9 protein-coding genes are annotated in these 13,802 nt (G+C 46.4%); 1 reads left to right on the plus strand and 8 read right to left on the minus strand.

The window, feature by feature from the left end:
- Positions 1 to 672: 672 nt before the first annotated feature.
- Positions 673 to 1,821 (plus strand): ArgE/DapE family deacylase, encoded by a 1,149-nt coding sequence (locus tag ACFOGI_RS09160; protein WP_390271660.1) that lies wholly within the window; start codon positions 673 to 675, stop codon positions 1,819 to 1,821.
- Between the two features lie 183 nt (positions 1,822 to 2,004).
- Here the strand turns inward: ACFOGI_RS09160 and ACFOGI_RS09165 are convergent, their stop codons facing one another.
- The 8 genes from ACFOGI_RS09165 to ACFOGI_RS09200 form a co-directional block, all read right to left on the minus strand.
- Positions 2,005 to 3,840: a sensor domain-containing protein gene (locus ACFOGI_RS09165; RefSeq protein WP_390271662.1), complete on the minus strand. Its 1,836-nt coding sequence runs from the start codon at positions 3,838 to 3,840 to the stop codon at positions 2,005 to 2,007.
- Between the two features lie 265 nt (positions 3,841 to 4,105).
- Positions 4,106 to 6,715: an endonuclease gene (locus ACFOGI_RS09170; RefSeq protein ID WP_390271663.1), complete on the minus strand. Its 2,610-nt coding sequence runs from the start codon at positions 6,713 to 6,715 to the stop codon at positions 4,106 to 4,108.
- Positions 6,716 to 6,856: 141 nt separating this feature from the next.
- Complete coding sequence (phnE, locus tag ACFOGI_RS09175) at positions 6,857 to 7,663, minus strand: phosphonate ABC transporter, permease protein PhnE (protein ID WP_390271665.1); 807 nt, start codon at positions 7,661 to 7,663, stop codon at positions 6,857 to 6,859.
- A gap of 15 nt (positions 7,664 to 7,678) precedes the next feature.
- Positions 7,679 to 8,491, minus strand: coding sequence for a phosphonate ABC transporter, permease protein PhnE (phnE, locus tag ACFOGI_RS09180; protein ID WP_390271667.1), 813 nt, complete (start codon positions 8,489 to 8,491; stop codon positions 7,679 to 7,681).
- The gene (gene phnC, locus ACFOGI_RS09185; RefSeq protein ID WP_390271668.1) at positions 8,484 to 9,266 is read right to left on the minus strand and encodes a phosphonate ABC transporter ATP-binding protein; all 783 of its coding nucleotides are present in this window, start codon (positions 9,264 to 9,266) and stop codon (positions 8,484 to 8,486) included. Before phnC ends, phnE (ACFOGI_RS09180) begins: the two co-directional genes overlap by 8 nt.
- A 79-nt stretch (positions 9,267 to 9,345) precedes the next feature.
- On the minus strand, positions 9,346 to 10,434 hold the full coding sequence (locus tag ACFOGI_RS09190) for a phosphate/phosphite/phosphonate ABC transporter substrate-binding protein (RefSeq protein WP_390271670.1): 1,089 nt from the start codon (positions 10,432 to 10,434) through the stop codon (positions 9,346 to 9,348).
- 225 nt (positions 10,435 to 10,659) lie between these two features.
- Entirely contained in the window at positions 10,660 to 12,510 is a 1,851-nt protein-coding gene (locus ACFOGI_RS09195) for a DNA/RNA helicase domain-containing protein (RefSeq protein ID WP_390271672.1), read from the minus strand.
- Between the two features lie 225 nt (positions 12,511 to 12,735).
- Positions 12,736 to 13,788, minus strand: coding sequence for a zinc-dependent alcohol dehydrogenase family protein (locus ACFOGI_RS09200; protein ID WP_390271674.1), 1,053 nt, complete (start codon positions 13,786 to 13,788; stop codon positions 12,736 to 12,738).
- Positions 13,789 to 13,802: the final 14 nt, after the last annotated feature.

The following is a 13,802-nucleotide window of genomic DNA, read 5'->3' on the forward strand; positions in this document are numbered from 1 at the left end:
TGAAGCGACCTAATTAATATATCATGGCGAGAAGTTTTTGTCAACAACTTTTTTAATTCGTTGTTTGCGTCTTTTCTCTTCCCGGTTCGCCGTTCTTTATGGCGACTCTATTAATATATCACATACCGCATTCAGCGTCAACTGTTTTTTGAAGCCTCAAGAAGACAAAAGGAATAATATAGAAAGCAAATCATCTGTGCGTTCTATTCTTTTTTGCCCGCTCCGTCAGGAACGTTTTTTCAAGAGCGAAATCAATGATACATTCTCCAACGCCTTTAGTCAATGGGTTGGATATGGTAATTTTTCCCAAATGGATTGGGTCTTCCGATTAGACCTACCAGGCTGCTTTCCATTATCACCATAAAAAGCCTGACTGGCCGACTCTTCCAAATGATGACCAGAATATATCAGGACGGCTGTAGCCGTGATAGTCGCAAAGTAAGCTAACAACAAGCTCCGACTTAATTGGATACTGCAGAAGCATCCATATATTAGCCGTCCTCCCACTCCCAGCTACAAACTTTCCATTATGATATCCTTGATGCATGAGATGTATATCACACAAGTTCTGTGCAGCCATTCGTCCGTCCATGTATATAGAAGTATAACCGTTCCGGATATGGCTACCATATGAATGGACATTTCGGTTAAACACGCTGGGGAGGTTGTAGGATGAAACATTTTACGGAAGAAGAAAAAATAACGGTTTTATCTGACATCATAGCGATGAAGACTGTTAATGAAAATGAAATAGAAGTGGCAAATTACCTGAAGGATTTATTTGCTGAATACGACATCGAATCTAAAATCGTTCCGGTTACAGACACCCGTGTAAATTTAGTGGCTGAAATAGGAAGTGGAAGTCCAGTCATTGGGATTTCCGGTCATATGGATGTCGTTTCTCCTGGTGATGAAAGCGATTGGGCTTCAGATCCGTTCACATTGACAGAAAGAGACGGGAAATTATACGGACGTGGAACCAATGACATGAAAGCTGGTTTAGTAAACCTTGCGTTGGTAATGATTGAACTCAAGGAAAATAATGAACTGAATAATGGTACCGTCCGTTTCATGGCCACGACTGGTGAAGAGGTCGGTGGTGCTGGTTCCAAGAAACTGTATGAAGAAGGCTATATGGATGATGTGGATTATCTATGGGTAGCTGAACCTTCCCATGACACGATCATCTATTCTCATAAGGGTTCGCTGAACTTGCGTGTCACGTCTACTGGTGAAGCAGCACACAGTTCCATGCCTGACCAAGGTTATAACGCGATCAATCCTCTAATGGCATACCTATTGGAAGTAGATGAAAAATTGAATGGCGATGACCGTAAAAATGAGGTTCTGGATCAGTTGGTGATGAGTACAACTATTTTCAATGCAGGCAACCAAATAAACTCCATTCCAGAGAAAGCAGTAGCTGAAATAAACGTGCGGACTATCCCGGAGTTCGATAACGATGAAGCGATTGACCTGTTCAACACGATAGCTGACAAATACAATAAAGAAGGCTCCAATATTGATGTGGAAGTGACCATGTCATTGCCAAGTGTTTTCACTTCAGGACAGTCTGACATGGTGGATCTTGCTAAAGAGCTCGGTAAAAAACATCTGGATCTTGAAATCTCGGTGAAAGGTTCACCAGGGGTCACGGACGCATCCAACCTTTTACGCGGGAAAGATGATAACTTCCCATTCATGATGTTTGGCCCAGGTGAAACAAAAATGGCACATAAAAAAGATGAGTATGTCTACAAAGATTACTACTTCGCATTCTTCGATATTTATAAAAAGTTGATCTTAGGATTATCGAAATAAAGAGAAGGTAAAGAGGTGACTGTCAATATAGATGGTTACCTCTTTTTGGTCCGGTCTTCATTCAACCCTCGAAAAATAAAATGGGAGTACAACACGCCATACGATTTGTACTCCCTGATAGTGTAACCTATTCTGTTTTCTCTTCATCACCCTTGCTGATTGCTATCCATGCTCCCGACCGCACTACTCAATGGCCGCCGCCCCTTCCCGCTCCAAAAATTCGCTTTTTATCCGCTCGGGGGTCAACGGCTTACTAAAATAGTATCCCTGCCCTACTGGACAGTTCAGCTTTTTCAATTCTTCCAGGTGGGCCTCCGTTTCAACCCCTTCAGCAACCACACAAAGGTCCATATTCTTTCCTATGTCAATGATGCTCTTGATGATATCCAAACCATATTTGGTGGAAGAGATGCTTTGGACAAAGCTCCGGTCGATCTTCAAGGTGTCAATTGGCAATGTATTGAGTACACTCAATGACGAGTAGCCTTTGCCGAAGTCATCGATCGATAGGCCGACCCCAAGTTCTTTCAATATCACGAGCGAAGGGATGATGTCATCCACCTCGGATGTGATGCTTTCTGTTATTTCCAACTCCAATTGTCCCGGGTCGACTTGATATCTGTCCAGGAGTATCTTCAGGGTCGGAATAAATGCACGATCGACCAGTTGCTTCTTTGATATGTTCACCGATACCTTCAAGTCTTCATGCCCTGCTTTGATCCAATCGGTTAAATACGCTAATGACTCGTTCAGGACCCATTCTCCAATTGCGATGATCTGATGGGACTGTTCCGCAATCGGGATGAATTCGATGGGAGATATGTTCCCAAGCTGTGGATGGGACCAGCGGAGCAATGACTCCATCCCGACCAACTCGCCGGACAGCAAGTCATGTTTTGTCTGAAAGACTACATATAGCTCGTTATTTGCCATCGAATGTTTCAGCTCATTTTCCAGCATGATCTTCCGTTCATATTGATCACTGAATTCCTCGCAAAACAGCTGGCTTTTGCCTTTTCCTTGCTGCTTGGCATAGTACATCGCCAAATCAGCGTTTTTCATCACCTGTTCCATGGTGGAACTATCATCCAGATATCGGCTGATTCCTATACTCGGCGTGACAGAAATCGTGTTGCCATTCAGTTCGACAGGGTCAGCAAGCTTCTGAACAATCGAATCCGCTACTTGTCTGTCATCCTGTCTGTTGCCTAGCGATAGGACCGTGAATTCATCTCCGCCTAAATGATAGACAAACAACTCATCCGACTGCAGCTCTTTGAACTTGCTGCCAACATACTGCAATAAATGGTCTCCGATAAAATGGCCGAACACATCATTGATATTCTTGAACTCGTCCAGGTCGATGAAGAAAAAGGAAAATGGCTCGCCTATTTCAATCTGGCTGTTCATCATTTTCAACATCGCACGCCGATTTGGCAACTCGGATAAATCATTATGCCAAACCAACTGGTTGATCAACTTTTCATTTTCCTTCTCTTCCGTCAGGTCGCGAACCACGTTGATGAACTTGTCCGTTCCTGCAATTTGAGAAAATGATAACTCATGGGGAAATGGCGTGCCATCATGGCGGCGACCTTCCAATTCTCCCCGCCAATACCCCGTGCGCTTCAACTCCGGAAGGACCTCTTCCTTCATCTTCCCAATGACGTCTTGGCTAGCAAGCTGCTTGCCGCTTTTAAGGTCGTCTCTTTCAAAACCGTATATATCAAGAAGTGCATCATTCATACATTGGATTTCGCCATTTATATCTACAATCGCAATCCCATCCCTAGCGGACTGTATTGCTTGTTTGTATTGCTCCGACTGTTTTTTGCTGATCCTCAGTTCTTTATAGGAAAGGATGAACTTGTCGATGATCAGACCGACGAAGTAGAAGATCACCACATTGACCAGGATGAAAAATAATATCGATGGTGAAAACGAACTGTATAAAATCACACCACCAAGATTGATGATGAGCAGAAGAGATGGACAAAGGGTTCTCCAGAAGTATTTCATAGCTTGCTCCTAACCGAAATGACAGGATATAGATCCTGTATTCAAAAATTAATACTATTTATAGTATAAGTCATAAACACTAGACTGTTAACATAATATGGAAAAAATGTTGCCGGTATGTCACTATTTGTAAGAATGACAAAAAACATGTCGATACCTAAAAAGAAAAACACCCACAAACACGGCTCAGCCACCGTTTGTGGGTGTCCTATCACGTTACCTGCGCTGGAAGAATGACGCTTGTCCACTCCAATTAAGGGATCCGTTAAAAATCTGCCGGTTTCTCCCAAAAATCAAGGTAATCCCCGTCTACCTTTTTCCCTGCTTGTGCCTCCATCTGATGGATCAATGCCTGCCATTTGCCATTTCTTGATGGCGCATTTTTGGCTGTCTGTACATCATTCGCTTTTTTCATCAGCCGTTTTTCCATCTTCCCATCGAAATACCCTTGTCCTGCACCTTCTGCCACCAATTCATCCAATGCTGATAAAGGCAGGACCGCCTCGATGGAAAAGGTTTGTTCTGCAACATGTCCTGCTTCATCGCTTGCAGTGACCGTCACTTCATACATGCCCGGAGTGTATTCCAAAGGATCCAATTGAATGGCATCCTCCATCTGCTTTTCATTGATATCGATGACGACCTCTTCCAAATCACCGTCTTCATCCATCACGTCTACAGGAACTTGATAGGATTCTGTAATGGCAAAGCTAGTGAAATCAGACAGACCGTTGATCACGGGCGGGTGATCGGCTGTCGGCTGTACATGATCTGCCTCTGTCACCAGCAACTGATAGGTATCTCCGAAAATGGAGGCGATACCAGATACAGATACCTCATCACCCTCCTGAAAATTGCTGGTAAATGTTTCGAATGAAATATCTGTCCGGTCATCCACTCGAACCCTTGTCAGATTCCCCTCGTTTTCCACGTCAAATTCAAACGCATTCCAATAGGAGGTAAGATTTTGGATGTTCCCTTCCAAGCTGACCCGCTCTCCCTGATTGGACTCGTCGATTTGGTCGACAAGGGTGAATGCCGGAAGATCACGCTTCCCTGTCACCTCCAATTGCTGGATGTCTGTGATTTCCTTCAATCCCTGATAAGTGGTTAACGTCCCTTGTAATTTCACATCATCCCCTGCGCTATATCCATCCGCATGCTGGAAGACATAGATGCCTGCGGTGTCATCCTGCAGGTAGAATCCTTTCCCGCCAAAGAGTCCTGGTTCCGTGGTGATCACACCTTCCACTGCCACGGATTGTCCATCTGCTGTATGGCGGGCCTCCTGGATGGATATCGGTTCTACGGATTCCTCTGATTCTTCACCACCATCACTGCCAACCGTTGCTGTAGTGGTGATCAAGTTGGTGCTCCCTTGGCGGAGACGGATATTCGCATCCCCAGTTGCATCTCCATTGACCTGTACCGTCAACGTCCGGGTTGCTGTCCCCTCGCTGTCCGCCTGCAGGGAAAAGTCTTCACTATAGCCATAGTGAGCCGGCCAGCTTCCGTCAGCATTCTGCACTTTAGCGATCTGCTGTCCACCATCCAGATAAATACCGAGATTATAGCCGGAAACCGTCTGCCCTGGCGCCAACCCTTCAGCAGTGACATCAATGGTGAAGGGTTGGTCATTCGGCAGCATTGTCTCATGATCCAAGGTGAATTCCGGCTCTGCCACAGGATCCTCCGATGAGCCGAAAGAGCCTGGTGCAAAGGTGGATGGATCATACCAGTCATAACCAGGTGACGGATCTGTCCATGGCTCTGCCTCCGGTTCTGTCGTATGTTCAGGTATCTCCTTTTCTAGAAGCGGGGAAACTTCATCCAGTGGAACATCCGCTTCCGTGAAGTCCTGATAAGCTTCATCTTCTGCCAGCCAGTCAACCATATTCAGCAGCAATGTTCCATTATCCGCATCCGTGAAGCCGTCATATGTCCTTTTCTTCTTGCCTGTTTCTTCATTGCGATATTTCGGTGTAGCATCTTCCACAGGAGAGGAATCTCCGATAAATGCCGCTTTCCCTTCCCCTAACTTGGAAATCGCAGCATATGGGCCTTCTTCCACTCCCCCGCCATGGTAGATCCCTTCATCCACTGATGGGCCCCATTTATCGCTTTCGTCGAGGTTTTCCGGCAAGTAAAGAATTCCTTTAGCCGTTTCCGGATCGGTGATAGCCAAGGTCGACCCGGCATGCATCGTCACCTCGCTGACACCTTCTGTAATCCCGAATGTTTCGGCTGGGTCGACGACATGATCCGCTACAACCGTACCTGGCGCGTTATAGCGGAAACGGATCCCGAAGTTGTCACTCAACCAATCCGAGCTTTCCACCCCTTGCATCGCTTCCGAATTCTTCTCGTCCTGGGACATTCCTTTCGTCGGATCATCATGGGCACCACGCCGGTAACCATTCATGATTTCGGAAGAATCCCAGCGGTTTTTATTCCGGTCTGCATTATAATGATCCGAAATAAAGAAAATGCTTCCGCCATTCTCCACATAAGTGACCATGGCATCCTGTTCGCTCGTTTTGAAAGGAATATTCGCTTCCGGTATCACGAAGACATCGTATTCCTCCAGGTCTTCTACAGTAAGTGGACTGTTTTTCCGCAGCTCGTCCACTTGATATCCGTTGCCCGCTATCCCTTCTGCAAAATCGGAAAACGCCCCGTCCATCACCCAATCGGCTTGGCCGGCTGTTTGTCCATGCATGTTATCGAATAATACCTTTTGCCCGTTCGGCGACTCCGGTATGATGGTCGGAGCCGGGTCGTCCATCGTTTCAGCCTGGAACGGAATCGGAACGGCTGTGACAGTCATGATCACAGTCAAAACCAGCATCCATACGACATTCCATCTTCTTTTCATTGGTACCCTCCTCATTATTTATTATTACCCTACCACTATCTCAAATAGTTGTTGAACTGGTTTTAATTGTCTGTAAATTACCCGTAAACCTTTTGCGACTGTTTTCGGCAAAATACTGCTTCATCTATGCAAACCCTGCACTCATCCCCTGACAAGCTTCGTCCGTATCCGGTTGGAGAACAGCTCCACCACCAGGATCAGCACTACCAGGCCGATCAGGATCGATCCCACTTCATTCCAGCGGTAGGCATTCATCGCAAAAATGAGCGGTGCCCCGATACCGCCGGCACCTACGAGTCCAAGAACCGATGCTTCCCTCAAATTCATATCGAACCGGTAGATGATGATCGATAAAAACATGGAAAAGAGCTGCGGCAATATGCCATAGCGGATATTTTCAAACGTACTGCAGCCGATCGAGGTCATCGATTCCAAAATACTGGTATCAAGTTCCTCGATCGCATCGACGAACAGCTTGGCAAGCATGCCGATCGATACGAGGGCAATGGTCAACACACCGGCAAAGGGACCTGGCCCAGTGACCCGGATGAACATCAAGCCATAGACCAGTGCCGGAATTGTACGGATCACAATCAGGATGATTCTCGTCAATCCGGCGACAGGCCGCGACACGACATTGGATGCAGACAAAAATGCCAGCGGAATGGCCAGGAACGACCCGATGATGGTGCCGAGAAAAGCAATGGCGATCGTTTCCACCAGCAGATACATCACACCTTGTGTCGTTATACTGAATAATAATTCCAGGTCAGGGTTCAAAATCCCTCCCATGATGCTTGTGGCAATTCCCCACCCGCTTTCTTCCATGTTCTCCATGTTGACCGCAGAAAGCGACCAGACGAACAAAAGCAGGAGGAGCACAGCCACAGTGAGGATGTAGCGCATATTTCTCGGTGAAGCATGTAACTGTTTTTCAATGGCTTCCATATCATGTATACTCCTTCAGATCAGCTTTTTGCGGAAATGCTCGCTGACTTTTTCGATCAAATAGACGGTGATGACCAGCATCAGCAAGATCATGCCGACACTCGGATAGTCCCGCCAGCCAAGTCCTTCATTTAACAACAACCCGATTCCACCGGCACCGACATACCCAAGAATCGCCGCATACCGCACGTTCCCTTCAAAGCAGAACAAGGATGTCGACAGATAATTGGGAAGGACCTGTGGAAAAATCGCATACCGGAATGCCTGCATCTTCGTCATCCCGCAAGCCTCCATCGCCTCGAACGAGCCCATCTCCGCATTCTCGATCTGCTCGTACAGTAATTTTCCGACATAAGCAATCGTAAACAGGAAAATCGCCACCGTACCGGCCATTGTGCCAAGACCGAAAATGAACGTCGCAATCAGGGCCGTAACCAATGTCGGAAGTGTCCGCAGCACACTGAGCACACCTTTCGTGATGCCGGCAGTCGTCTTGCTCACGACATTGGACGATGCGAAGTAAGCCGCCGGAACAGCCACAGCCGAGCCCAGAATCGACCCCAAGAGGGACATCTTGATCGTATCCATGAGCGGCTTCCAGATATGCTCAAGGTAACCCCACTCCGGGGGCAGCATTTGACCGGTGATGACAAAGAATTCGTTCCACCTCGCAAGCAGCACCCCCATATCGAAGCCGGTGAACCGGACAGAGACGATAGTCGCAAGGACGACGAGCAACAGGATCAGCGGTGTCCGTGACCGTTTCTCCTGAACCGTCTTTCCGTTCGGAAGGGAAATCTCACGAGGAGGTAACACCCGATCATACATAGTATTTCTCCTCCCTGCCGTCCGGTTCGGGACTTCCTGTCTTCCCGTTATAGATGAAATCGAGGACGTCCTGGTTCACGTCTTCTGCTTTCCCGTCATAGACGACACGTCCTTCCCTCACACCGATAATCCGCTCCGCATATTCAAGAGCCATCTCGACATGGTGGATATTGAGGATGATGGACATATCCGTCTCCCGGTTGATCCTCGTGAAGTCATCCATCACCTGCCTCGCTGTCACCGGGTCCAGAGAGGCGATCGGTTCATCCGCAAGAATGATATCCGGCTGTTGTGCCAACGTTCGGGCAAGAGCCACCCGCTGCTGCTGCCCGCCTGACAACTGGTCGACACGGACATAGGCCTTGTCGAGAATACCGACCTTGTCCAAAGCAGTCAGTGCTCTGATCTTTTGGTCTTTGGAAAAGATTCCTGTCACCTTCCGCCAAAAAGGAAGCTCCGGCACGAAGGATACCAGCACATTTTTCAAGACAGATATCCGGGTGACAAGGTTGAAGGATTGGAAAATCATCCCGATCCGCTGCCGGAATGTACGGATCTCCTTCCCCTTCAACGCATCCACCTTCACCCCATCCACGATGAGTTCACCTTCTGATATGTCATGCATACGATTAATGCATCGGATCAGCGTGGATTTGCCGGCACCCGAAAGGCCGATGATCGCCACGAATTCCCCTTTCTCGATTTTCAAGTTGATATTATCCAGTGCCCGGACGTTATTCGGATAGGTTTTTCCCACATTGATAAATTCGATCATCGTTCATTCTCCATTCTATGAAAATGAGAACATCGACCGGCGATGCTCTCATTGACTTAAAGCTTCATCTTGCTATCGTTCAGTTCAAGCTCTTCACCATTTCTTGTGCTTCTCTTTCGTTATCATAATCAGAGGCTTCCGCTTCCTGATATCCCTCATGATTGTAGATGGAAATGACTTCTTTCCCTTCCTCTGTCTCGCCGATATCCATGAATGCCTGCTGGATCGCCGATTTCAGATCCTCATCCATGATATCCGAATTCTTGCTGACACTGATGGTGTCGTTATAGATGCCTGGTGTCACACCAATCACATCCGTATCCTCCCAGATGGTTCCTTCTCCATCGAACTCACTTTGCCACTTGTCTACATTGTCACGCCTAGCATCCGCATACGTCACCATGACATCAATCTGGCCGGAAGCAAGCCGTGCAAAGGCACTTCCATAGGAGTCGGACTGGACCACATTCTCGAGATCGGTGATCGTCTTGCCATAGTTTTCATCCAGCCATAAAGCCGGATAGATGTATCCTGCCGGTGAAGAAGAAGACATCACAGCCCAGGATGCACTGTTAAGATCTTCAAACGTCAATTCCTTTCCATTGTTCACCTTCTCCGCCAATTCTTGCCCTTTTTCCGACGGACCGGCAATCACCAACGCACGATAGCTTGTCGCCTGCTCATCAGATGCTTCAATCGGCTCATTCTCATTCCACACTTTCGGATCATCCGAATCCACACTCAAACCGGCACGCGTCGCTGTCAAAACAACCTCTGCGCCATCGTCATACAACACATATGTACCACCCGGAATCAACCCGACATCGGTCGTCCCAGCAGAAAGAGCCTCCCCAACCGCTTCATAATTCGTACCGACCGTGATATCAACTTCCCCTATGTCATACCCCTGGGAAGACATTTCCTCTTTCAATAGATCTTTCAAAGGCTCTGTCGCCGTAATGATTTCCTCCGGATCCCTAGAAGGTACGAAACCGACAGAAAGGGTATCGATGGTTTCATTCTCCGCCACTTCTTCCGACTCGGAATTATCCGCTCCCGCCCCAGAAGTTTCTTCCCCTTCTGAACTGCTTTCCTCTGCATTATCCCCGCAAGCTGCCAACACGACCACAAAAAGACTGACCATCAACCATAACAAGACTTTTCTCAACGTAACCTTCCTCTCCCCAATCTATATTTGAAACTAGTTCCAGTATAGGGAAAGAATATTAAGAAAATAGTAAGCATACATGAAGTTATTGTAAAAATATGGTAGTTTTAGCCTGCGTATAGATGAATCATAGGTAGAATGGTGGTGGGGTTGGTCTTTGGGGCGTAAAAAAAGTAAGAACCGGGAAGTTCTTACTTTTTGGTGGTTTCTATATTTAAAAATCGCTTAGTTTTCCATCCGCTTCTTTATATATGCAGCCAGATCTTCATCACAACAATAGACATAACATCCCTTCATGCCTCTTGTCATAAGCGTCCTATAAGTATTCCGCACAAGGTCGTAAAGGGGATCGCTTTGGCCTTTCTTTGGTTTGGCCGGTCGCGCTCCTCTATCCCTGAACTCATCTCTTCTAACCACCAGCGAGTCTGTTTCTGGATCATAGCCCAGATCCTTTCCTATAATGACCCCAACATAGTCCATTTCCAATCCCTGGACAGTGTGAATGCATCCTACTTGGTTCGCACAATCAGGGTGAATCGCCCAATCAATACGATTCGGATCATTCCAGGGCAACTCGAAGTCATGCTCTTCAATGACGACATCCTTGGGCAGCTCCCCATTCACGGGTTTCTTATTCCACTGCCAAGCATATCCGGCAAGCAGCCTGCCATTTCTTTTGTCGACGATTTCTTCAATCAATTGATGCGGATCAGGTACTATATTAAAGTCAAAATCGCCTTCTAACTCTACATGTTCATCACTAAATCCTAATAAGCTGTCCAACCACTGGATATAGTTCCCTGACCCCGAACAGCGATATTGTGATTCGAGTTCGACCGTATGTATTTCAGCACCTTGCTTCTCAGCCTCTTCTTCAATTAATTTAACCGTCCCTATATCCTTCTTAGAAATAACCTGCTGATCGTCTACAAAGAAAACACTGACTTTGGAGGACCTTATGATTTGTGTTGCTTGGTTCTCCCCAGGAATCTTTTTCTTCATATGTCCCTGTTCTTTAAGACGATGTGCTTCATCACAGATAAGCACTTCGAAATATTCCTCAGGTGTATCTACATAGGATGCAGAACCTTTGAATAGATTCCTGACCTCCATATGATTTGAATTACCGACTACCTTCTTTCTCAGTATCTCTCTGAATGCCTGATTCGGCGTAATATATTCTACATAGGCATCTGATTTCAAAAAAGCACTGATCAGGTTCAAGCCGATAACTGACTTGCCTGTCCCAGGCCCGCCTTTAATGATGATGACTTGCTTTTGATCTGTCTTTGTCTGTGCCTGGTTATAGATACTCCGTACTTTTTCATACGCAACCTTTTGCTCATCCAATAGGACAAATTCTTCGTTGCCTTCAATCAAAGAACCAACTGTTTCAACAAGCTTCTTAGATGGCCGGATTCTTCCATGTTCGATTGCCTCAGCAATCTCAGCACCGTTTCCTTCCGAAACAAGATGATTTATTTTCTTTGCGAGCTCCCTATCCCCAAACTGGAAATAAATTGGTGAATCCCCAATAAACTCGTTGTATTTCGGATTTAATAAAGGCTCGTTACTTCTATTCGCTATATAGTTGTGCAAATAGGCACAGGAATTCAACTGAATCGATAGGTCTGTATACAAAGATTCATTGAAGTTCATGAGAAACCGTTTGTAGGAGGTTGCTTGATAAGAGGGGTGTACAGTTTCCCGTTCTCTCCCACCCAGAAAGGTTCTGACAATCCCGCTTCCTTCTGCCATGTCAGCTTTTTGCCATTGTTTCAGTTCAATGATCATTGCATTTTTCTTGCCTTTTTTATCCCGGCCAGCAATGATAAAATCAATTCTCTTTTCCGTGGAAGGAAGTTTGTATTCTAATAGGATATGTGTATCTTTCTCAATATCGGAATCCCTTACTACCTTGGCCATCTCCGGCAACGAATTTTCCCATGATCGGAATTCTCCCTCTGAAACTACCTTGTTCATTTTCTTATAAACATTTTCTTTAAGCACGTACCCTATTTTGTTCTCGTAGATATGATCGATAAAATCGGACGACTTCTCATTATAAACAATCATTACAATCCCTCGCTTACTATGCAAAGTTGCACTTTACCTTATATCCACATTTTACCATCACCGTAGCACTTTTTGAGAAAATATGATTTTGCAAAACAAAAAAGAGCGGGAATGTACCGCCCCACTCTTTTAAAACCCTGTCTGATAGAATTCGGCCAATTAGCAACCAACATGCCCTCTCAAAAACACCTTCTCAAAAGGCCGGACCAACAAGACCAAACGTCCTTACCACTGGTTGACCACACTTATTCCCGGTGCATTGAATTCGCCCATTTCCTCAAGAATATCGGCAGCTTGCTCCAGATTCACTTTTCTCGTAATCATTTTTTCCGGCTGCAAGACGCCACTTTCAATCATGTTGAGCATGGCTGGGAACCTGGAAACGGGCATATTGGATGAACCGATGAATTCCAGCTCCTTTACCACCATCAGATCCACTGGCAAATCCACTTTACCTTGTTCATCAGCTGATGTCATCCCCAGTTGCAGATGTCTTCCCCGCTTACGCAGACTGTTCACCGAGTTTTGGCAAGTAATTGCCGCGCCCAGTGCATCCACTGCCACATGCGTTCCACCATCCGTAATGTCCATGATCTTTTGGACTGCATCCTCTTTACTTCCATTTATCGTAACTTCCGCACCAAATTCTTTGGCAAGCTTGAGGGATTCATCATTTATATCGACAGAAATGACACGAGCACCCATCGCACTGGCTACATGTGTCACACATAAGCCCAGACCTCCACAACCATGGACAGCAACCCATTCTCCTGGTTGCAATCTTGCTTGATCGATCAATCCATGGAATGCGGTCATGAAGCGGCAGCCTAATGCACCACCCGCTTCAAACGAAATCGAATCAGGCAGAATCACCGCATTGCGGTCTGCATCCGGAACATGAACATACTCTCCGTAGCCGCCCCAGTAAGTGACACCAACAATGCTGCCGTGATCACAAATATTCGAATGACCTGTCATACAGTATTCACATGTGCCCTCTCCATGGGCATGGGGAACGACGACACGATCGCCTTTTTTGAATTTCGTCACATTGCTGCCCACTTGCTCCACTACCCCTGAAAATTCATGTCCCAGCACATGTGGCAGATCCAAGTTCATGCCGATCCATCCCAAATCACCTTTCACAAAGTGATAGTCGCTTCTACAAATTCCGTTGGCCTTTACTCGCACAATGACACCATCTTCTGTCAAGCTCGGCTCTGGCACGTCCTGAATCTCCAACTTTTTATTGAACTCTGTAAATACTAAGGCTTTCATACCTATTCCCCCTC

Origin of the sequence: Virgibacillus xinjiangensis (genome assembly GCF_042643145.1) — a bacterium.
Lineage (GTDB): Bacteria > Bacillota > Bacilli > Bacillales > Amphibacillaceae > Virgibacillus_O > Virgibacillus_O xinjiangensis.

Excerpts from the sequence above, each read along its gene's own strand:
- phnE (WP_390271665.1), bottom strand. The coding sequence starts at position 7,663 with ATGGAAGCCATTGAAAAACAGTTACATGCTTCACCGAGAAATATGCGC.
- ACFOGI_RS09165 (WP_390271662.1), bottom strand. The coding sequence starts at position 3,840 with ATGAAATACTTCTGGAGAACCCTTTGTCCATCTCTTCTGCTCATCATC.
- ACFOGI_RS09160 (WP_390271660.1), top strand. The coding sequence starts at position 673 with ATGAAACATTTTACGGAAGAAGAAAAAATAACGGTTTTATCTGACATC.
- ACFOGI_RS09170 (WP_390271663.1), bottom strand. The coding sequence starts at position 6,715 with ATGAAAAGAAGATGGAATGTCGTATGGATGCTGGTTTTGACTGTGATC.
- phnC (WP_390271668.1), bottom strand. The coding sequence starts at position 9,266 with ATGATCGAATTTATCAATGTGGGAAAAACCTATCCGAATAACGTCCGG.
- phnE (WP_390271667.1), bottom strand. The coding sequence starts at position 8,491 with ATGTATGATCGGGTGTTACCTCCTCGTGAGATTTCCCTTCCGAACGGA.
- ACFOGI_RS09200 (WP_390271674.1), bottom strand. The coding sequence starts at position 13,788 with ATGAAAGCCTTAGTATTTACAGAGTTCAATAAAAAGTTGGAGATTCAG.
- ACFOGI_RS09195 (WP_390271672.1), bottom strand. The coding sequence starts at position 12,510 with ATGATTGTTTATAATGAGAAGTCGTCCGATTTTATCGATCATATCTAC.